At 52.3% G+C, this 19,799-nt stretch carries 21 protein-coding genes; 12 read left to right on the top strand and 9 right to left on the bottom strand.

From position 1 onward, the window contains the following. Nucleotides 1-21 precede the first annotated feature (21 nt). From IPN69_07105 to larA, 3 genes are all read left to right on the top strand, one after another. Nucleotides 22-1,782 carry a DNA/RNA non-specific endonuclease gene (locus IPN69_07105; GenBank protein ID MBK8810491.1) on the top strand — a complete coding sequence of 587 codons (1,761 nt, stop codon included), beginning with the start codon at nucleotides 22-24 and terminating at the stop codon, nucleotides 1,780-1,782. Nucleotides 1,783-1,935: 153 nt separating this feature from the next. Continuing rightward, nucleotides 1,936-2,808: a cation transporter gene (locus tag IPN69_07100; protein ID MBK8810490.1), complete on the top strand. Its 873-nt coding sequence runs from the start codon at nucleotides 1,936-1,938 to the stop codon at nucleotides 2,806-2,808. A 4-nt stretch (nucleotides 2,809-2,812) separates the two neighbouring features. Further along, nucleotides 2,813-4,096 carry a nickel-dependent lactate racemase gene (gene larA, locus IPN69_07095; protein MBK8810489.1) on the top strand — a complete coding sequence of 428 codons (1,284 nt, stop codon included), beginning with the start codon at nucleotides 2,813-2,815 and terminating at the stop codon, nucleotides 4,094-4,096. Nucleotides 4,097-4,114: 18 nt separating this feature from the next. Here the strand turns inward: larA and IPN69_07090 are convergent, their stop codons facing one another. The 3 genes from IPN69_07090 to dnaA all read right to left on the bottom strand — a co-directional run bounded on the left by IPN69_07090 (nucleotide 4,115) and on the right by dnaA (nucleotide 7,771). Beyond that, nucleotides 4,115-4,636 carry a hypothetical protein gene (locus IPN69_07090; protein MBK8810488.1) on the bottom strand — a complete coding sequence of 174 codons (522 nt, stop codon included), beginning with the start codon at nucleotides 4,634-4,636 and terminating at the stop codon, nucleotides 4,115-4,117. 183 nt (nucleotides 4,637-4,819) lie between these two features. Further along, nucleotides 4,820-6,007: a DNA polymerase III subunit beta gene (gene dnaN / locus IPN69_07085; protein MBK8810487.1), complete on the bottom strand. Its 1,188-nt coding sequence runs from the start codon at nucleotides 6,005-6,007 to the stop codon at nucleotides 4,820-4,822. Nucleotides 6,008-6,367: 360 nt separating this feature from the next. After that, on the bottom strand, nucleotides 6,368-7,771 hold the full coding sequence (dnaA, locus tag IPN69_07080) for a chromosomal replication initiator protein DnaA (GenBank protein MBK8810486.1): 1,404 nt from the start codon (nucleotides 7,769-7,771) through the stop codon (nucleotides 6,368-6,370). Nucleotides 7,772-8,279: 508 nt separating this feature from the next. Between dnaA and IPN69_07075 the strand changes: the two genes are divergently transcribed. Next, on the top strand, nucleotides 8,280-8,642 hold the full coding sequence (locus IPN69_07075; protein MBK8810485.1) for a hypothetical protein: 363 nt from the start codon (nucleotides 8,280-8,282) through the stop codon (nucleotides 8,640-8,642). A 59-nt stretch (nucleotides 8,643-8,701) separates the two neighbouring features. On the opposite strand, the gene IPN69_07070 is transcribed toward IPN69_07075, so the two are convergent. The 5 genes from IPN69_07070 to IPN69_07050 form a co-directional block, all read right to left on the bottom strand. Beyond that, nucleotides 8,702-9,403, bottom strand: a complete 702-nt coding sequence (locus tag IPN69_07070; protein MBK8810484.1) for a DUF2807 domain-containing protein — start codon at nucleotides 9,401-9,403, stop codon at nucleotides 8,702-8,704. 72 nt (nucleotides 9,404-9,475) lie between these two features. Beyond that, nucleotides 9,476-10,126 (bottom strand): DUF2807 domain-containing protein, encoded by a 651-nt coding sequence (locus IPN69_07065; GenBank protein MBK8810483.1) that lies wholly within the window; start codon nucleotides 10,124-10,126, stop codon nucleotides 9,476-9,478. Nucleotides 10,127-10,139: 13 nt separating this feature from the next. Beyond that, on the bottom strand, nucleotides 10,140-11,744 hold the full coding sequence (locus tag IPN69_07060; GenBank protein MBK8810482.1) for a DUF445 family protein: 1,605 nt from the start codon (nucleotides 11,742-11,744) through the stop codon (nucleotides 10,140-10,142). Further along, nucleotides 11,744-12,127, bottom strand: a complete 384-nt coding sequence (locus tag IPN69_07055) for a hypothetical protein (protein ID MBK8810481.1) — start codon at nucleotides 12,125-12,127, stop codon at nucleotides 11,744-11,746. Before IPN69_07055 ends, IPN69_07060 begins: the two co-directional genes overlap by 1 nt. A gap of 73 nt (nucleotides 12,128-12,200) precedes the next feature. Further along, complete coding sequence (locus IPN69_07050; protein MBK8810480.1) at nucleotides 12,201-13,160, bottom strand: phosphoesterase; 960 nt, start codon at nucleotides 13,158-13,160, stop codon at nucleotides 12,201-12,203. 230 nt (nucleotides 13,161-13,390) lie between these two features. On the opposite strand from IPN69_07050, the gene IPN69_07045 reads away from it, so the two are divergent. The 3 genes from IPN69_07045 (at nucleotide 13,391) to IPN69_07035 (ending at nucleotide 16,281) form a co-directional block, all read left to right on the top strand. Continuing rightward, on the top strand, nucleotides 13,391-14,413 hold the full coding sequence (locus IPN69_07045; protein ID MBK8810479.1) for a phosphoribosylformylglycinamidine cyclo-ligase: 1,023 nt from the start codon (nucleotides 13,391-13,393) through the stop codon (nucleotides 14,411-14,413). A 105-nt stretch (nucleotides 14,414-14,518) separates the two neighbouring features. Next, nucleotides 14,519-15,661: a transglutaminase domain-containing protein gene (locus IPN69_07040; GenBank protein MBK8810478.1), complete on the top strand. Its 1,143-nt coding sequence runs from the start codon at nucleotides 14,519-14,521 to the stop codon at nucleotides 15,659-15,661. Then, nucleotides 15,661-16,281 (top strand): phosphoribosylglycinamide formyltransferase, encoded by a 621-nt coding sequence (locus tag IPN69_07035; GenBank protein ID MBK8810477.1) that lies wholly within the window; start codon nucleotides 15,661-15,663, stop codon nucleotides 16,279-16,281. Before IPN69_07040 ends, IPN69_07035 begins: the two co-directional genes overlap by 1 nt. Here IPN69_07035 and IPN69_07030 read toward each other — a convergent pair. Continuing rightward, nucleotides 16,265-16,429, bottom strand: coding sequence for a hypothetical protein (locus IPN69_07030; protein ID MBK8810476.1), 165 nt, complete (start codon nucleotides 16,427-16,429; stop codon nucleotides 16,265-16,267). The genes IPN69_07035 and IPN69_07030 overlap by 17 nt on opposite strands. A 142-nt stretch (nucleotides 16,430-16,571) precedes the next feature. Here IPN69_07030 and rpmH point away from each other — a divergent pair, with 142 nt between their 5' ends. Genes rpmH through IPN69_07005 form a run of 5 tightly spaced genes read left to right on the top strand, consistent with a single transcriptional unit; the run spans nucleotide 16,572 to nucleotide 19,740 of the window. Beyond that, complete coding sequence (gene rpmH, locus IPN69_07025; GenBank protein MBK8810475.1) at nucleotides 16,572-16,718, top strand: 50S ribosomal protein L34; 147 nt, start codon at nucleotides 16,572-16,574, stop codon at nucleotides 16,716-16,718. A 26-nt stretch (nucleotides 16,719-16,744) separates the two neighbouring features. Next, nucleotides 16,745-17,101 (top strand): ribonuclease P protein component, encoded by a 357-nt coding sequence (rnpA, locus tag IPN69_07020; protein MBK8810474.1) that lies wholly within the window; start codon nucleotides 16,745-16,747, stop codon nucleotides 17,099-17,101. Nucleotides 17,102-17,107: 6 nt separating this feature from the next. Further along, nucleotides 17,108-17,317, top strand: coding sequence for a membrane protein insertion efficiency factor YidD (gene yidD, locus IPN69_07015; GenBank protein ID MBK8810473.1), 210 nt, complete (start codon nucleotides 17,108-17,110; stop codon nucleotides 17,315-17,317). Nucleotides 17,318-17,329: 12 nt separating this feature from the next. Further along, nucleotides 17,330-19,237 carry a membrane protein insertase YidC gene (yidC, locus tag IPN69_07010; GenBank protein MBK8810472.1) on the top strand — a complete coding sequence of 636 codons (1,908 nt, stop codon included), beginning with the start codon at nucleotides 17,330-17,332 and terminating at the stop codon, nucleotides 19,235-19,237. A gap of 53 nt (nucleotides 19,238-19,290) precedes the next feature. After that, a complete protein-coding gene (locus IPN69_07005) occupies nucleotides 19,291-19,740 on the top strand; it encodes a hypothetical protein (GenBank protein ID MBK8810471.1) in 450 nt (149 codons plus the stop codon). Nucleotides 19,741-19,799: the final 59 nt, after the last annotated feature.

Genomic DNA, 19,799 nt, shown 5'->3' with positions numbered 1-19,799 from the left:
TTTGATTGTAAGGAACGGTTGATGAAGAATATTTCTTTTGGTTTTTCAGGCGTTGTAGCGCTTGCTCTTTTTTTCGCATTCGGTTCAGGTTTTGACAGGTCTGTCGAGGCGCGTGACGGAGATTCGTTCGTTTCTCCGAATTTGGTGATCAGCCAGATCTACGGAGGCGGCGGATTGACGGGCGCGCAGTACACAAACGATTTCGTTGAGATCTTCAATCGTGGAAATTCGCCCGTCAGCCTGAGCGGTTGGTCGACGCAGTATGCTTCGTTCGGCGGCACCGAGTTTTTGGTGACGCCGCTCGGTAACGTTACGCTTCAGCCCGGACAGTATTATTTGATTCAGTATGCTTCGGGCGGTGCCACTGGCGCTGCGTTGCCGACGCCTGACCTGATCGCTCCGGCGGTCACAAACAATGCCGGAAACACGTTTATCCCGAATCTTTCGAGCACGACCGGCAAACTCGCATTGGTCAATTCGACGGTCAGGCTTCCGGCTTCGACGTGTCCGGTAGACCCGACAATCGTCGATCTGGTTGGTTATGGAGCTACCGCCAGTTGTTTTGAAGGAACGCGTGCGGTTGATCTCACCGCAACGACCGCGATCCGTCGAAACGGCGGCGGTTGCACCGATACGGACAACAATCTCAATGATTTCGTATCAGGAGCCCCGGCACCGAGAAATATCGCAACTCCCGCTAATTCGTGCAACCTCGGAGGAAATCTCCAGGCGGGAATTCAGGCCAATCCCGCGACCATTACGCCCGGCGGAAATACACTTTTGACGGTTTCAGTGATTCCGGCAACTTCGCCGCCGAGTACGGGAATCACTGTTGTCGGAAACCTTTCGGACATCGGCGGTTCTGCTTCCCAGACATTTTTTGATAACGGCACGAACGGCGATGTAACGCCCAACGACAACGTGTTTTCGTTTCTCGCTACGGTCCCGCCCGGAACTTCCGGCGGGTCGAGAATCGTCACTGCGGTTGCGTCGGACGCGCAGGCCCGGTCGGTGAACCTGAATCAGAATTTGACGATCAACGCGCCTCTTCCGGATGAAGATCCTCTGATTTTGGGTAACCCAAGCGGCGCAACTCCCGACATTGCAAATGAAAACAACTACCTGATGCAGAAGGCTCAGTATTCGCTCTCGTACAGCCGCGCGACGGCGACTCCGAATTGGGTGGCGTGGCGGCTTGACAGCACTTGGGTCGGCACCGCACCGCGTCAGGACGACTATCGCGGTGATCCGGCGGTTCCGGCGGGTTGGTATCAGGTTCAGGATAACGATTATTCGGGATCGGGTTACGATCGCGGCCATATGTGCCCTTCCGGTGACCGGACGCGTTCGATTCCCGACAATTCGGCGACATTCCTGATGACGAACTTTGTTCCTCAACTTCCGGCTAACAACCAGGGTCCTTGGAACGACTTCGAAAATTATTGTCGGACGGTTGCGGATCAGGGCAACGAGCTTTACATCTTTTCCGGCGGCCAGGGCAATGCCGGAACGATCGCCGCCGGAAGGATCGTCGTCCCCCAAGTTACCTGGAAAGTTGTGCTGATCATTCCGAACGGAACCAACGATCTGCAGCGCGTCAACAAAGCAACGCGGACGATCGCTATCGTCGTTCCCAATCAGCCTCCGGTTACGGCCAGTACGCCGTGGCGCCAGTTCCGTACGACCGTGAAAGCGGTCGAAGCGCTCACCGGTCACAATTTCTTCTCGAATGTTCCCAAGAACACACAGGAGATAATCGAACGGCGCCGAGATACACAGTAAACGAAGCTTGGACCTGGAAGTCGCCGTGCGCCGCTCCGACTTCCAGGTTCTCGGTTTTGCCCTATCAGCCACACACATACACATTCGAACGGCAGACGCGATGCGCGGAGCATTACGAAACTGAAACTCGCGCTTGGGCTGACGTTTGTCTATATGCTCGCCGAAGCGGTCGGAGGTTGGTTCGCCAATTCGCTCGCATTGCTCGCCGATGCCGGCCATATGTTCACCGACGTGGCGGCGATGTCTCTGACTATCGCCGCGATATGGTTCGCTTCCCGTCCGGCGACGCCTCAGAAAACGTTCGGTTATTATCGGCTTGAAATACTTTCGGCGTTTGTTAACGGCATCGCGTTGGTTTCTATCTCCCTGTTTGTGATCTACGAAGCGGTCGAACGATTCTCATCCCCGCCTCCGATAAAAGGAATTGAGCTAACGTTGATCGCGGTCGGAGGATTGATCGTTAATCTGGTCTGCGCTGCTCTACTGCACGGCGATCATCAACACGACCTTAATCTACGCGGAGCCTGGCTTCACGTTGTCGGAGATGCGCTTGGTTCGGTCGCGGCGATCATTGCAGGCGTGTTGATCGTTGCATTCGGTTGGAATTGGGCCGATGCGGTCGGCAGTCTTCTTATCAGTCTGATCATCATTTACAGCGCTTGGAATCTGATACGTGAATCTGTAAACGTTCTGCTCGAAGGTACGCCGTCGCATATCAATCTTGCGGCGGTAGAAGAGTCGATCAGGCAAACCGAGAATGTTAAGGACGTTCACGACCTGCACGTTTGGACGATCACTTCGGGGATCGAGGCTTTGAGCGTTCACATCATTCACGACGACTCCGTGTCGCAGAAGGACCTCCTCGCAGCGTTGAGAACGCGGCTCCACGACGACTTCGGGATCGATCATCTTACTATTCAAATGGAAACTCCGGATGATGACTCGGCCGAATCCCACCTTTGCTTTTCAGGCTCGAATTGTTTCGAATCTGAACTGAAGGTGAAGTCTGCCAATCACTCCAACTGATTCTATGCATTTCAGCGTTCGGTATGGAAATTCTCAATTTTCCTTTGACGCCCCGGAGGAGGATTTCGAGGTTCTCGGACGCGTTTCCGAGGCCAACCCCTTGTCCGACGCTCAGATCGGGGCGAGTCTTGATCAGCCGATCGGTTCGCCGGCGCTCGAGGAAATCGTTGGTCCGGGCGAGTCGGTCCTGATCGTCGTTCCCGACGCTACGCGGTCGACGGCCTGCGATTCGATCGTTAATCTGCTTGTTCGACGTCTTATCGCCAACGGGACCGCGCCGTACGAGATCAGCATCATTTTTGCGACCGGAATCCATCGAAGAGTCACTCCCGAGGAAAAGCGAAAACTTCTCACTCCGTTTATTTTCCAGCGAATCAAAACTCTAGATCACAACGCTCGCGATCTTATGCAGCTCGCGGGTTTCGATTCGGATAAGTTCGTGAGTTTCGGTGAGATCGGAAATGAACCGGTCGAACTAAACCGCGCCTTGGTCGACAACGACCATATTATTCTTGTCGGCGGCATCGCGTTTCATTATTTCGCCGGATTCACCGGCGGACGCAAACTCGTTTGTCCCGGTCTTGCTTCGGCGCGGACGATCGCCGCGACCCATCGATTGGCGTTCGATTTCGATAAGTTAACGCGCCGGGAAGGGGTCGGACCCGGATTACTCGACCGAAACCCGGTTCACGAGGCGTTTCTCGAGGTCGCGTCAAACGTGGCGCCCTCGTTTGCGATCAATACGATCGTCAACGATCACGGAGAAGCGATCGAGGTCTTCTGCGGAGATTGGAAAGAATCGCATCGCACGGGTTGCGAGACGTTCGCAGCGGATCACACGGTTTCGATCAATGAAAGACGCGACGTTGTCATCGCGAGTTGCGGTGGTTCTCCGTTCGATCTGAATATGATCCAAGCTCATAAGACTCTCGAAGCCGCGTCACGGGCCTGCCGGGACGGCGGAACGATCGTTCTGATCGCTGAGTGCGTTGAAGGGCTTGGAAGACCGGATTTTCTGAAATGGTTCAACGCGGCGAACTCTATGCGTTTGGCCGAACTTCTTCGCGACGGATACGAGGTCAACGGTCAGACGGCGTGGAGTCTACTTGAGAAAGCGGAACGGTTCGATATTAGGATCGTGACATTATTGGACGAAAGCGAGACGAGCGCGATGCGTTTGAAAAAGGTCGGTTCGTTCGATGAACTTTTGGTCGGAAAGAACGGTTACATTTTGCCTTCAGGCGGTAAGTTGTTCATTGCTGAGAAACCCCAAGCGGGACAACAGTAATGATTTCATTGTTTTCCACTAGTCTTTCTTCACCTGAAAAGTGCGCGCGATCGAATCGGTCTGATTACGGATCGCGATGAGTTTCTCTTTCAATCCGGTGAAACGAACGGTGTAAACCGTGGTTGCATCGGCCTTTAGAAAATAGATCCGGCCGCTCATATTTCGACCCGATCGGAGAAATTCGTAATTGAAAACAGTACCGCGAAGTTTACCGGAAAACGGCTCTTCCTTACCGGCGATGTAACCCTGAATGAACTTCAACTTCGTTTCTTCGTCCGCGATGATATCGGACATCACCGAATCATCCTTGACCGCCAGTTTTCGGACTTCAAAATATCCGCTCAGACGGTCGCCGTAAACATACTCGGCATTCGGTTTGATCTTCGATGGTTCGGCCAGAATCTTCCAGGTATCATTGGGAAGATCGAAAGTATACTCGACGTTCTCGTTGCTGAAAGTTGAAACCTGAGCGTTGGCCGCAACGGCGAACGTCAAACTTAGAGCGACCGCGCAGAAAAACGAAAATATTGCTGATCTCATTCTGTCTCCTTACCTCAACGAAAACGTAATTATAGATAAATCCGGGGCAAACTTCGACGGTTTAGATGCGTTTCAAACTGTCGTTCGTTGTCTTTCCGTTGATGACGCTTGACTGAGAGAGCCGAATGCCTCGCGGTGCTCGGCATACGGCTCTACATCTTGTCATTTTTCGATAAATGCCCGTCATACTCTGAGCGGCATCACGATATATTTCGAATTATATAGTTTGTCGCCGGCGACACGCATTTCGGTCTGTCCGTTTCCGTCCTTGAATTCGAACGCGATCATCGGCCGGACTGCGGTTTCTTTCACACGGACCGTTTCGCCATCGTTCTCATTTTCCTTCACGTTCTCGGCGGATTCCGCCCCGGAACTGACGACGTTGAGAAATTCCTGCAGATACTGTGAGTTAAAACCGATCGCAACTTCCTCGCCCAAATACTCGGCCGCGACGCGTTCACTGGCTTCTCCCTCCTCCGAACTCTGGGCGCTGATCTCGATCTCGTTTTCGCGGATCGTCATTTTCACCGAACGAGTCCGTTCGTCGGCCATCAGCGCAACGCGCCGGATGGCGTTCTTCATTTCTTCAGCGTCGAAGATCGCGAGTTTGTCGTTGTCCGTCGGCAGCACCATCTCATAATTTGGAAAGGTCCCCGAAAGCTTGCGCGTGATCAGCAATCGGCCGTCGACTTCAAAGTAGATATGATTCGGATCTTCGCCAAAACTGACGTCGCCGAATGAATCGCGTGAGATTTTGACCAGTTCAAGCAAGGCCTTCTTTGGAATCAAAGCGTCCATCGACTCGGACTCATCTCCGGATGCGAGGCTCTTTTCGATAAATGCCAGGCGATGGCCGTCGGTCGTGACCATCCTCGCGAAACTGCCGTCGAGCATAAACTTCGCGCCGGAAAGCGTAAAACGCGATTGTTCGTTCGTGATCGCGAAACTGGTGTTGTGAATGAAATGGTTGAAAACCTCGGCGGAAAGTTTGAGCGGCGCGCTCCGGAACGACGGTACCTCCGGAAACTGTTCCCGCGAAACCCCGGCGAATCGATACTTCGAATTGCCACAGCGCATTCGAACCCATTCACTTTCCTCTTTGACGAAATGAACATCGCCCGAATTCAGCAAACGAACGATGTCGAAAAGTTTTCGCGCCTGAATGCACATCGAACCCGGTTGCTTGATCTCAGCTTCGGCTTCGCAGCGGATCGTAACATCAAGGTCGGTGCCGACGATGCGAATCGTGTTTTCGCCGACTGATTCGATCAAGATATTCGAAAGAACCGGGATCGTCGACTTTTTCTCAACAATTCCCTGTACGAAACCGAGTTCGTCTTTCAATACGCTTTGCTTGATTACAAATTCCATATTCTCACTCCTGCGCTTTCTGGTTTTAGGCGATTATATCCTACGATCTCACTCCACGCCTTTTACTGATTCTAATAATTTAAACTCTATTTTTTAATTAATAGTAGTAGTAGGTGCCTGTGGAAATGTGGAAAAACCACTCAAACCAAGCGCAACACTGGACTTATCCATCCACAGGCATTGTGGGAATCAATGTGAAAATCCACCGCGCCCGACCCTGTCCGAAAGTTTTCCTCATTATCCACAGCCCGATTTCGGCATCGCCTGTGGAAACTGTTGAAAACTTTGTTTAAGTTGCTGAATAAAAACAACATATCCGAAACCACCATTGTGGAAGGAATTCTGTTTAACCGGCTTTAACTAACTGCAAAGACTGTCAATTAGCTCACTTACAACTCTGTGGAAATTTCTGTCGTCCTTAATTACCGCGTCTATCTTCTCAACGGAGTGCATCACCGTCGTGTGGTGCTTGCCGCCGAACTCGCGTCCGATCTCCGGGAAACTGTGCTTCGTCAAACGTTTGCAAAGATACATCGCAACCTGGCGCGGAACCGCGATCTGACGCGAGTTGTTCTTCGACTTCATTTCTTCGACGGTGAGTTTATAATGCGCCGCCACGGTCTTCGCGATCCGCGGCATCGTGATTCCTTCGCTCTCGTTGTCAACCACGTTGCGCATCGCGTCCTGCGCCAGCATTTTCGATATCGGCATTCCGCGCAGCGAAGAGATCGCGACCAATCTGACGAGCGAACCCTCAAGTTCCCGAATGTTGCTCCGGACTTTGCCGGCGATGAACATAGCGATGTCATCCGGGAGCGTGAATCCGTCAAGATCCGCTTTTCGTTTCAGGATGGCGACCTTCGTTTCGAGGTCTGGCGGTTCGATATCGGCGATCAAACCCCATTCGAATCGTGAATGAAGACGCTCTTCAAGCGTTGGGATCTCGCGCGGCGGGCAATCCGAACTGATCACGATCTGCTTCTGATCGTTATGCAGCGCGTTGAAGGTGTGAAAGAACTCCTCCTGCGTTCTTTCCTTGCCAGCCATAAACTGAACGTCGTCCATCAGCAGTACGTCGATCGATCGATACTTCTCACGAAAGGTCTGCGTCTTGTCGTAACGTATCGCGTTGATAAGTTCGTTCATAAACTTCTCTGACGTGATGTATGCGACCCGCAAATGCCGGTTCCGTTCCTTGATCGAATGTCCGATGGCGTGCATCAGATGGGTCTTTCCGAGTCCGACCCCGCCGTAGATAAAAAGAGGGTTATATGTCTTCCCGGGTGATTCTGCCGCTCCGAGAGCGGCAGCGTGTGCGAATTCGTTGCACGCTCCAACGACGAATTTTTCAAAAGTGTATTTCTGGTTGAGAGAGTTCTCGATCGGTTCGATATCGACGAAGTTCGTCGAAACGCGTCCGGGACGGATGTCCACGGCCGGAGCGACTGGCTCGGCGAAAAAAGAATCATCTTCGTCTTCATCGGGAACGATCATCTCTTTCGATACCGGTTCAATCTGCCAGTCGATCCGATAATTGGGCAGATCGAGTTCACGAAGAGTATGTTTGATCAATTCGGAATACGTTGAATTGATCCAGTCAATCGTGACCGGACTTGCCTTGAGATGTAAGACTTGTTCCTTCTCGTCGCATTCCTGGAACTGAATCTGGCGAAACCAAGAGTCAAAAATATGTTTGTTGAGGCGCCTTTCAACAACGTGCAGAATGCTGTTCCAGACATTGTTGTTTTCAGCCGAAATTTCCATTAACCATCTCCAAAAAATCAGTCAGTTTCCGTTCTGTATGACGCTTAAGCAGAACTTCGCAAAAAACGTATGTTGAGAGTTTGTTAAAGCAATCTGTGAACAAGTGAGAAACCCTTTCCGTTTAAGGCACTTTCAGGAATTCGAAGACTCCGTGTTAAAGTTTTCCACAGCATTTTCCACAGGTGTGTGGAAACTTGCTTAAAAGCTAAAGTAACACTTTAAGTCTAATGTTTTCAATACTTTACAAGAATTGCTTTTATTCGAAACGGGTCACAGACTAACATAATGGAAATGGGTTTGCAAGTGATTTCCACAGCGAAAATTCATCCGGCTCGAAACGTCCGTAAGGCCTTTTTCTGACAGGCACTTGGAAGAAAAAAGAGATAAAAAAACGCGGCGTTTTGAAGCGGTCCGACATCAAAAATCACTAAACATGAGCAAAAAAAATTCAATTCATCCAAAAGAAATTTCGGGTATCCGGGCATTTGTTTCAGAACTCGAAAAAAGGGTGGAAAATTTGTGGTTTCTGAGCGAGACCGACGCCGAAATATCACCTTTCTTTATCCCGTTGGAAGGAAAGGGCCTTTCCAAGGAGATTATCGTGGCGGCGATCGGAAAACCAATTGATTCACCCGTTGAAGAACGGGAATTCGACGATTACTTCGGTCGATTGACCCGCGTATACGATGGTGCGAATGACGTCGTTCGAAACAACGCCGAACGGTTCACGCGGCTTCGCGATCTGTTGAAATCGAATCTGTCCGGTCTCAGAGTTTACAAGATCGGGACCATTCGCGTGGACGTTCTTGTAGTCGGAATCGATGCGGCCGGAGATGTAAGAGGAATCCGAACGTTCGCGGTTGAGACATAAAGAAACGCGGCAACGAACCGAAATTCATTGCCGCGGAACTTGTCTTAAATGATGAGAACCTAATTGCCGGTGACCGAACTTGCCCCCGAAACCTTGCGCTCGACGTTTTTCGGATTGCCGCTGTACGTGACTTTGCTTGCGCCGGAAAGGTCGGCTTTGAGATCGCCTGAAACAGCCACGATGATATGGCACGCGCCACTGGCGTCGACGTTCGCATTGACCGACTTCAGATCGGCTGCGTCCAGTTTGCTGGCGCCGCTCATATCGACGACCAGGTCTTTCGTCACGCCGTTGACCTTGATCTTCGATGCGCCGCTCGATTCAATTCGCAGCGAATCGTTGTTGAGGCCGACAAGATTCACGGTCGAGGCACCTGAAAGATCGACTTTGTCGATGTCCGGCGCACTGATGCGGATCTTCAAGCGACCGTTCGTCGAAAAGCGTTTTTCGCTTCTGATCTCGAGTGTCTCGCCGCTCACGTCGGTTTTGATCAACTCGAGGAGATTATCGTCACCTTCGACTTCGACCGCGAATTCTTTTTGAGCGACGATCTCGACGTCAAAAGCGCCGCCGACCTGAACCGCTTTGAAATCGGTTACGTCGCGCTTTTGCGTGACGACATTGCCCGATCCTTTGACGCCTCCAAAGCCGAACTGAAAATTGAAGAAATGCGAAGTTGCCTTTCCGAACGAGAATGCGTTTGCGAGCGCCACGCCGAGCGCGATCGCGACAATAAAGATGATGATACCGATTTTTTTCATAAGAACCTCCGGATATGAATGACTGATCCAAAAATGAGAACGGTTTCCCATCAGCAAAAGTTCGAATCAATTTCACAATTCTCGAATTTCGCCGGCGCCGACGATGTTCCGTTTAATTGATTTCGGTTTGCCAACGTAGATCACATTGCTCGCGCCAAGCGCCTCGGCGTCAAGTTCTTCGGAAACCGAAAGCGTCACTTTGCTCGCACCTGAAGCCTGGACGACGGCGCGCACGCAAAGCATCTTCACGCCCTCGATCTCGCTCGAGCCCGTCGCGCCGACCTCAATCTTCTCCGTCTTTCCACCGATCGAGGCGGTCGACGAACCTCCGACCTGGACTCTAAGCGAAACACTGTCGATGTTCGTCACGGAGACGGTCGACGTACCCCAAATTTCAAGACTGCGCAATTCAGGCATCGAGATCTTCAAACGAGGCTTGTTTGAAGAATCTACCTTGTTCGATGATTTGATAACGAGAATCCCGTCGTTGACTTCTGTGCGAACCTCTTTCAGCAGATCGGTCTTCCCTTCCACGCTTATCGAAACGCGTTCACCAACCGTGACGATCAAATCGAGCGCGCCGCCGGCGTTGATTCCGTGAAATCCAAACTCACTTCGGGATTCGGTTGAAAAAGCGTGTTCAACATCCTGCGAAGGCGGTTTCCGGCACGAGCCGGTAAAGAGTAACGCGGGAAGAGCCAACAATAGACAGAATCTGTTCATATCGCAGATGCGATCAGGAAAACACCCCGATGAACTTGAGGTAATCAAGCAAGGATTGGACAATGCCGATGACCATTCCGAAGAAAGCGCCGAAAAGTTCGATGGTCCGCAAATGTTCCTTGGCGACCGAGAGAATCAGCGACTCGAGTTTCTCGACCGGGTAATGATTGATCTTTTCGCGAACGACGCCGCCGACGTCAAATTCACGTATCGCTTCCGGCAGCTTTTCTTTCGCCGCCGAAATGATCGTCTCCGTCAATGATTTCCCTGTCCGCCGAACCTGATCTTCTGAAATGTGATTCGAGAGCCTTCCGATCGGACGTGAGAGGAACCCTTCGATCTGGTTCGACAGCACCGAGTTGATGATGTTCGTCGTCTCTTCCCGCGAGAGTATTCCGAGCAAACCCTTCGACAGCATCCGCTTCAAACGCACGTCGGCGTTCGGATGAAGCGTTTGAAGGATCGCTCCGATACTTTGCGGCCGGATCTTTTCGAGTGTCTCCGTGAGATATCCGGAAACCGAAGCCATCATATGTTCGCCCTGCAAGAGCGCGAGTACGTTTTTGTTGATCTGCGCCTTGAGACGATCGAGTTGGTCCGGAGCGATCCGACCGATCAAAACGGGAAGCGGCTTGCCAAGCGCGTTGTCGATCGCGCCATCGAGGAAGGCACGGGCTTCGATGGCGAAGAAATCGCCGCGCAGCGTTTCTTCGATACGGCGCGGAAGGCTCTCGTTGACGAGATCGTCTACATCTTTGAGCAAATTGTCGCGCGAAACGAAGATCTTTTTGAAGAACGGCAAATTCTCGTAATACTCGTGAACTTCTTTCTTGATGAGCGCGCTGATCTGGTTTCGCGTGCGTTCGGCGGTCGCGAGTTCCGTCAGTTCGTGAACGAGCGGCTGGATCTGTTCACCGGCTTTTTCCTTCAGCAACGCGATCGATTCTTCGGTGAACAGATTGCCTAACGGCGTTTCGAGATTCGTCAGATCGTCGACGCGACGCCCGATGAACTCGCGGATCTTCTGTTCGAATGTTTCCGAGTGCAGCGCACCGTCGATGCGTTCGTTTAGAAACTCAAGAGTTTTCTCGAAATTCTCCTCGTCGATAACGTCTGAGATCTTCTGCGACATCGCTTCGTCGACACGTCGTTCGACGAACTCACTTATTGAATCGATGGTTTCTTCGCTGCTGAGGACTTCGTTGATATGTTCGGCGATCTTCAGCTGAAGAGTCGAAATGGCGTCGAGCACCGGTTCACGGACGTTCGCCGGAAGCGCTTCGACAAGCGACGGATAGTTTTGAGAGACGAGATCCTCGGTGTAGGAGTCGACCACCCCTTGGATCTTTTTGCGGAGAAATTCCTTGCCGAACAATTCTTCGACGATCGTTTCCTGCGAAACCAGTTCCTCGCCGACCGCTTTGCCGATCGCGCTCGCGAGTCGTTCGCGATGTCGCGGAACCATCCCCTGCGGAAAGATCGTCAGACCGAGCAACTTGACCGGGCGTCGCGGCCGAAACAGCATTCTGACCGCAAGCCAGGCGCCAAAATAACCGTGAACGGTCGCGAATGTAACTAAAAGAAGAACCTCGATCCAGTTTTGCTGCAGGTATTCCATCAATAGATTTGAAACCCTTTCGATCTCAGACAGAACTCGGAAAAATCCTTCAACCAGTCATATGTGGCTGAATAGTTCTTCCACTGTTCGTCACCGTCGCGGTACAGCGTTCCGTCGTCCGGTTGGTCGGTGATCGTCAAATCCGCGAAGATCCTCTTGTTCGGCGCGAGCCGAGGAAGAATCTCATCGCGGATCTTCTCGCCGATCAAATGCGCGTCTTCACGTTCGAGCTTAAAACCGGTCCCGTTATATGCCATTTGCCGCACTTTGCCCTCGCTGATCAGGTCAAAACTCTTAATTATTTCAAGTGCGGTCTTCCAATGCCATACGTTCGTCTGAAACTCAAAGTTTTCAGAACTTAGGTCCATTAATGTAAAACTCATTCTTAAATCTCCACGGAATTCGTTCGAAACTTACCGAGAATGCTAAACGCGGGCCGAACCTAAGTCAACGCGACTAATCCGTCTCGAAGCTCAGAATCTCGATTATTTCCTTAACGTATTGTTTTCCGGTTTCGACGTCTTCGGGTTTCAGCGATACGGCTCCGACGACCGCGTGTCCGCCGCCGCCGTAACTTTCGCAAATCTCGGCAATGTTGTGCGTTCGTTCGCGCGGCGACCAAGGGTTCGATCCGACGGAGATCTTCGTCCGGAAACTGCTGCGTGTGAGCGAGACGTTATAGGTCGTCTGCGGGAAGAAGTAGTACGGAATGAACTTATTGTAGCCATCGATGTCGGTGTCGGTGAGATCGAAAAAAACAACGCCCTTCGAGTAAACTGCGCGTTCTTTGATAAGTTCGACGGTTTCCCAATGGCGTTTGAGGATCGGTTCGAGTTTCTCTTGGATCTCGGAACTTTCGAGGATCTCATCGAGCGATTTTTCCGTCAGCGTGCGGATGATGCGCTCAACGAAGGCCGGATCTTTCTCGCCTTCGATCACCTGCATCAGTTTGAGCGCCGACGAACGAAGCTCGACGCATTGCGCCGGCGACTCGTACAACGCTCCGTCGATGATGTGCGCCCAGTGGATAAGTTCAGCCATTGACTCATCTTCAAACCCGAACTTTTCCTTAGCGACCCGCGCGATAAACTCGCAGCAAGACTTGCTTGTAGTGTCGAGGAATTTCTTTCCCGACGAATCGGCGTTGAAATGCTCTTCGTCCAATTTCGTCAAAAACGCTGACTGGTGATGATCGAACCACCAGGTCAGGCGCGGATCGGGCGAGTATTTGAAATCGACGATCGCGTTTTCGTCGCCGTCGAATTGATCGGAATCGAAGGCATTGCCGGCGCGGTGCATCGTCGGCGTGTACGCTATCTTGGCGCCCGGATTGAGGGAACGATAGAATTTGGTGAAAAAAGCGGCCGACGAAACGCCGTCGAAGCAGTTTCCGTGATAAAGAATTCGAAGTTTCATACAATAGGAACGGTCCGCAGCGGCGAACAAAACATTTCAGAATAGTTTCTCGTCCGAATGTTCGTCAAGCGCGGTTTTCCGGGAACCTCGCGTCTTGAGCTTGCGGATCTGGGCAATCGACTACGTCGGCGATGATTCGTTTCACTCAGTCGGTATCAAAAAATCCTTATCTTTTGGGGGGTCGAACCGTGGTTGAATCGCTTGGTCGCTGATATAATTCTTGCATCTTTATGAGTACTTCAATTTCGTATTCGGACGCCGGAGTTTCGATCGACAATGCCAATATCGCAGTCGAACGAATCAGAAAATTCGCGAAATCCACCTTCAATGAAAGAACGCTTACCGAGATCGGCAGTTTCGGAGGGATGTTCTCGGGCGCATTTCCGTCGATGGCCGATCCGATTCTCGTCGCCTCGGCCGACGGTGTCGGGACGAAGCTTAAGATCGCGTTCGACACCGGAATTCACGACACGATCGGTCAGGATCTTGTGAACCATTGCGTCAACGACATTCTTGTTCAAGGCGCGCGGCCGTTGTTCTTTCTTGACTATTTTGCGACCGGCCGGCTGTCGCCCGACGTCACGGCGTCGGTCGTTGAAGGGATCTCGATCGCTTGCCGCGAAAACGGCTGCGTTCTGCTCGGCGGCGAAACGGCTGAAATGCCGGGCTTTTATGCGGACGGCGAATACGATCTTGCGGGCTTCATCGTCGGCGTTGTCGATCGTCCGAAGGTCATCGACGGAAAGTCGATTAAGCCGGGCGACGTCCTTCTCGGACTGCCCGCAAAAGGTCTGCAGACAAACGGGTATTCGCTCGCGCGGAAGCTGTTCTTCGAAGTCGCCGGATACGAGGTCGACACGTATCTCGAGGAGCTTGGCACGACCGTCGGCGAAGCACTGCTCGAAAGGCATTCGAGTTTCTTGAAACCGATTGATTCGCTTCTCGATTCCGGACGAATCAAAGGACTCGCGCATATCACCGGCGGCGGTTTTCTCGAGAACATCCCGCGAATTTTGCCGGAAGACGTTGCCGTCGAGATCGACCGCGGTTCGTGGAACGAGCCGTCGATCTTCGAGTTGATGCGGAAACTCGGGAACGTGACGGAATCGGAGATGTTCCGGACTTTCAATATGGGAATTGGGATGATCGTCGTTTGCGCTCCGGAAGACAGGGATTTTCTTATTTCGAATATCGCGGAATGTTCCGAAATCGGACGCGTCGTCGCCGGCACGAAGGGCGTGGTCATTCAGTAGATTGGAGATTCCGGTCGTAATTCAATAGTTGCGCGATCTTTCGTCAAGTTCCGAAATGAACGCAATTGTCGGTCAAAACCTCGTTCTTTGTCCTTGAGGTTGTTTATGTCTACGCCAAGCCTTTTTGACGCCGAGCCGAAACGATCCGGCAACGCAAAAGCATTTCTGATCGCCGTCGTCGTGTTCGTTGCCGTTTTCGGAACCGCCGCCGGACTTTATTTTTTCAGCAAGCCAAAAGCCAAAACCGACGCCGAACGCCTCGGCGAAGAGGTGCGTGATTCGACGGTGATGATGCTCGCGCAGCCGACGTTTTCGGGCGATGAGTTTGCATCGCAGGTTCTCGGCAAAGGGAAGTTCGAACGGCTTGACTGGAAGACAAAAGAAGCCTACTTCACATTTCCAAAGACCGATCAGGGTGAATTCGAGGAGTTTCTAACCACCTTCTTCTCAGATCAAAAAAAGATCGAGTTCGCCGTCGAACAGAATGGCAAACTCGCGCTTGGAAAGTATCAGATGACTGCCGGACCGGAATCGCCGCACTTTTTCAAGACGGAAATGTCGAATTTCAGAGCGGATCCGGCGAAGACGCTGAACTTCAAATTCACCAATGTCGACTACACGTTATCGCTTGCGGAAATGCGCGATTTCACAAATAACTCACAAGTTTACGGCGGCAAACTGCTTGCCGGGACCGAGCGCCGCGCGGAACAAACGACGATCGTTTTCGCGAATCACGCGATAATGGTCGCCCGTCCCGAAGAACCATCGCTCAAGCGGCTGGCGGCGGCGATCATCGGGGACGCGACCGAGCGTGAGCAGAAGATCCAGCGCCTGACCGACTTTGTCTCGCGCGAGATCGAATACAGCTACACCGAAGCGGTCGGGGCGAGCGAGACCCTGAAACGTGCTCCGGAAACATTGATGACCCGGACGGCCGACTGCAGCAACAAGACGATCCTTCTGGCTTCGCTTCTCGAACAGATCGAAGAGGAATACATTCTGCTTTATTGCCCTCAGCACATCACGGTCGCGGTTCCGCAGGGAAACTTCGTCAATCAGAACAAGATCGACTTCGTCTGGAACGGCAAACCGTGGCTGATCGCCGAAACGACGCTTCCCGGTTTCCAGATCGGGCTGACGAATGTCAAGGAATTCGCGCGTTTGACGAAGATCGAGTACGTCCAGTCGCCTCGGCAATCGGACATAATCTTTGACGCGAACTCGTACGCTGTGTTGAAGTTCTATTAATGAAGATCGGAATCTTGATCTCGGGCCGCGGTTCGAATATGGCGGCGATCGTCGATGCGGTTCAGCGCGGGGAAATTCCCGGCGCCGAAGTCGCGGTAGTGATCAGCGACAAGCCGTCGGCCGAAGGCTTGAACAAAGCGCGTGAACGCGGAATCGAAACGGTGCCGATCGCGCGCGGCGGTCGATCTCGTGCGGATCACGACCGCGCGATCGTTTCGTGCCTCAGGTCGCACGGTGCCGAACTCGTTTGTCTCGCGGGCTATATGCGGCTTCTTTCGAGCGACTTCGTGCGTGCCTTTCCAAACAGGATCATCAACATCCACCCGAGCCTGCTACCGGCGTTCAAAGGTCTCGACGCGCAAACACAGGCCTTTGAATACGGCTCGAAGATAACGGGCTGCACGGTGCATTTCGTCGACGAAGAGCTCGACCACGGAGCGATCATCCTTCAGAAAGCGGTCGCGGTGGCCGACGACGATACTGCGGAAACCCTCTCCGGGAGGATTCTTGCCGAGGAACATTCAATTTACATCGAAGCATTGCGGAAGATCGTTTCCGGCAACTACAGGATCGAAGGGCGCCGGGTCGTGTTCGGCGCGGGAACTAGAAAAAATGCTTGAAGAGGTTTTTACCCAGATCCCGGAGTTTGAAATTGTCTTGAAATTCCGGCAGTCCAACCGTCACGATCAGCAATCCGACGGTTACTGCCAGGAATCCTGTAGTTAGAACGTACAGCACGACACTGCGAAGGATTTCCCATATATCCATCCGTTTTTGCACGCGCTTTGCCGGTCGAAGTTCCGCAGAATAGATTCAGCTGCGTCTCTAAATCTCGCTTTCGTTTTGACAGACCGTACATTTTTCCATAAAATCGAAGTTTTCACTCTTGAGTGGAGGATGAACAACAGCTATGCCGAAAAGAACTTTCCAACCGAACAACCGCCGCCGTGCGAAAAAACACGGATTCCGGGCGAGGATGGCGACCAAGAACGGTCGCGCCGTTTTGAAGCGCCGCCGAGCCAAAGGACGCAAGAGATTAACGGTTCATCATTACTAAGCTTTGATTTGCCGAAGGACTCGCGGTTGAGAAAGCCGGCGGAGTTTAAGCGTGTCTATGCTTCGGGCCGAAAATTCGAAGGACGTTTTATGACGGTGTTCTTTTTGCCGTCGGACAAAGCGGTTCAGCGACTTGGGATCACGGCATCGAAGAAGATGAGCAACAAGGCTCATGACCGCAACCGTGCAAAGCGACTGCTGCGCGAAGCTTTTCGTTTGAGCAAGGCCGAACTGAACGCTCTCGAAACGAAATTCGACTTCGTGCTGAACGCGCGCCGCAGTCTATTGCAGGTGAAACTCGACAAGCCGCTCGCGGAGTTTCGGCAAATTATCGCCAAAGTTAAAAATCTTGAATCGCGAAAAGGCGAAAAAACGTTCGAGTAAAGTAGAATGAAGTTTTTGGTTCTGAGTTTTCTGCAGCTTTACAAAACGTTGGTTTCGCCTTTTTTGCCGCCTGCCTGCCGTTTTGAACCTTCTTGTTCCACTTATATGAAAGAAGCTGTCGAGAAGTACGGTGCGTTGACCGGAACCTGGATGGGCGTCAAACGGCTTTCTCGATGTCATCCGTTTTGCGAAGGCGGTTACGATCCGGTGAAGTGATCGATTGAATTAATGGAAAACCCGAAACAACAAAACACGTCACGATTTCTTACAGCCGCGATTCTCTCGTTCGCGGTTCTTTTTGGTTGGAGCTATTTTTTTGGTCCGAAACCGCCTCAGAATTCGAACGCCAACACCGCCGCAAACACCGAAACCGCCGCAACTCAACCTAAGTCGACGCCGGCACCGACGCCTCAGACTCAGCCTGTCGCTGCGACCGCGGACTCCGTGCCGAATCGCGTGATCACGATCAAGTCGCCGCTTTATGAAGTTAAGCTCGATTCGAAGGGCGCCGTGGCTTCGAGCTGGATCCTGAACAAGGACAAATCGCCGAACGGCGAAAAAGACATTTGGGCCGACGGTTCTAACGGGACCGAGAAGAAGCCGCTGCAACTGATTTCGGACGAAGCGCGCAATCGCCGCGAACTTCCATTCCGTATTTCGACCGATGACCAAACTCTGAACGCTTGGTTGAACGACCGCAATTATCAGGTTCAAGGCGCGGAAGATACCGTTACGATCGGAGCCGGACAGGAAAAGCAGATCGTTTTTGCGCTCAGCGAGAACGGCGTCGAGTCGACGAAGACCTTCGTGTTTCGGGCCGACAATTACATCGCCGATCTTGGCGTGAAACTGACGCGCAACGGTGAAGAGGTTCCGAACACGAAATTGGTGATCGGCGCCAGTATCGGTGATCACGGGATCAATCATCACAACTTCTACCACATTGAATCTGAAACGGTCGCGGCCATAAACGACAATATTTCCCGACATCAGGGCTACTACTCGTTCACCTACAACGGTGATTCGAAGGAAAGCACGCTCGCCGATACGGGCAAGTTTGAATGGGCCGGTGTTGCGGATTCGTATTTCGCGATGATCGCCGTGCCGGCCGCTCCGGGCCAAGGTTTGGAGTATCGCTCGACCAAGTACGACGTGCAGATCAATCCGGTTTACGACGGAATTCTGAGTTGGGTGCTACGTCGCGAAAAGACGACCGAAACACGTCACTTGGTGACGACTCTGATGCCGATCAAAGCCGACGGTTCGTTGACGCGCGTTTACACCGGAACGAAGGACTATTTCGCGCTCAACGAATACAACACCAAGTTGACAGAGATGGTCGGACGTCCGATCGATATCGAAGACACGATCAACTTCAGCAACTATTGGTGGCTGCGCTGGCTGACGAAACCGCTCGCGGTTCCGATTCTTTACAGTCTGACTTTTCTTAACCAGTTCACCAACAACTACGGTATCGCGATCATTGTTTTTACGTTCTTGTTCTACTCGTTGCTGTTCCCGCTGCGTTGGTCGCAGTCGAAGTCATTCAAAAAGGCCGCGTCGAACGGGCCGAAAATGAAGGAGCTTCAGGAGAAGATCAAGGACTTTCAAAAGAAAGGCGTCCCGATGGACGACCCGCGAATGCGGGCGCTGCAAATGGAACAACTGAAGATGACGAAGGACGCTTTGCCGATCGGCGGTTGTCTTCCGATGCTGCTTCAGTTCCCGTTGCTGATCGCGTTTTACACGGCGGTGACGGTTTTGCTCGCGCTGCGTCAGGCGGATTTTCTTTGGCTCCCGGATCTTTCGGCGGGCGATCCGTATCATCTTCTTGAATTCGCGTTCGCCTTTTCGATGATCCTGTCGATGAAGTTTACGCCGACCGCTCCGGCGGTCACGCCCGAACAGCAGATGCAGCAGAAAATGATGACGTATCTGATGCCGGTGATGATGCTCTGGGTAATGTGGAGCGCGCCGGCAGGTTTGCTGCTCTACTGGTTCTTCGGGAACATCGTCAGTTTCGCGCAGCAGATGCTGATCAACCATTGGAACAAGTCGAACGAACCGCCGAAGGAAGAGGTCGTCGACACCGTTCCGAAGAATGCGAAAAAAGTCCGATCCAGTTTACCGACTTAGCCGAAACTTGATGTTTGCGATTTACAGGTGCACGGTTACCCTTTGATAAAGTTATGAACGAAACTTGCCAACAAGCCGAAGCGTTCTTGACCGAACTGGTCAACGATCTTCGTTTTGATCTTAGTGTCTCGTCGGAATGGACCGACGAAGGTTGTCTCCTTAATTTGAAAGGCGAAGATGTTCCGTTCCTTCTGACCGAAAACGGTGAGATGCTTGACGCGTTCGAGGTTCTGCTGTTTCAGGCGTTCGGGCGTTCGTTGGACCGCGACCACCGGTTCGTCTGCGATGCCGACGGATTCCGTCGTACGCGCAAGGCCGAACTTCAAGCGATGGCGCGGTTTGCCGCGCAAAACGTTCGTAAGGACGGTCGGGCGTTCACCTTCGGCAAGCTGAACTCGACCGAGCGTCGGATCATTCACCTGACTCTGCAGGCAGAAGAGGATCTCGCGACCGAATCGGTCGGCGACGGCCGTGAGCGCCGGCTTCAAGTGCGTTTGAAATAGTTTCTGATCAATTGTTAGAGCGAATGGTTAATTGTTGATTGGTCCCGGTTGACCATTAA

The organism is Acidobacteriota bacterium (genome assembly GCA_016715115.1).
Taxonomy (GTDB): Bacteria; Acidobacteriota; Blastocatellia; order Pyrinomonadales; family Pyrinomonadaceae; genus JAFDVJ01.
The sequence above is the reverse complement of the archived record's forward strand: the minus strand, read 5'-3'. Positions and strand labels throughout refer to the sequence as shown.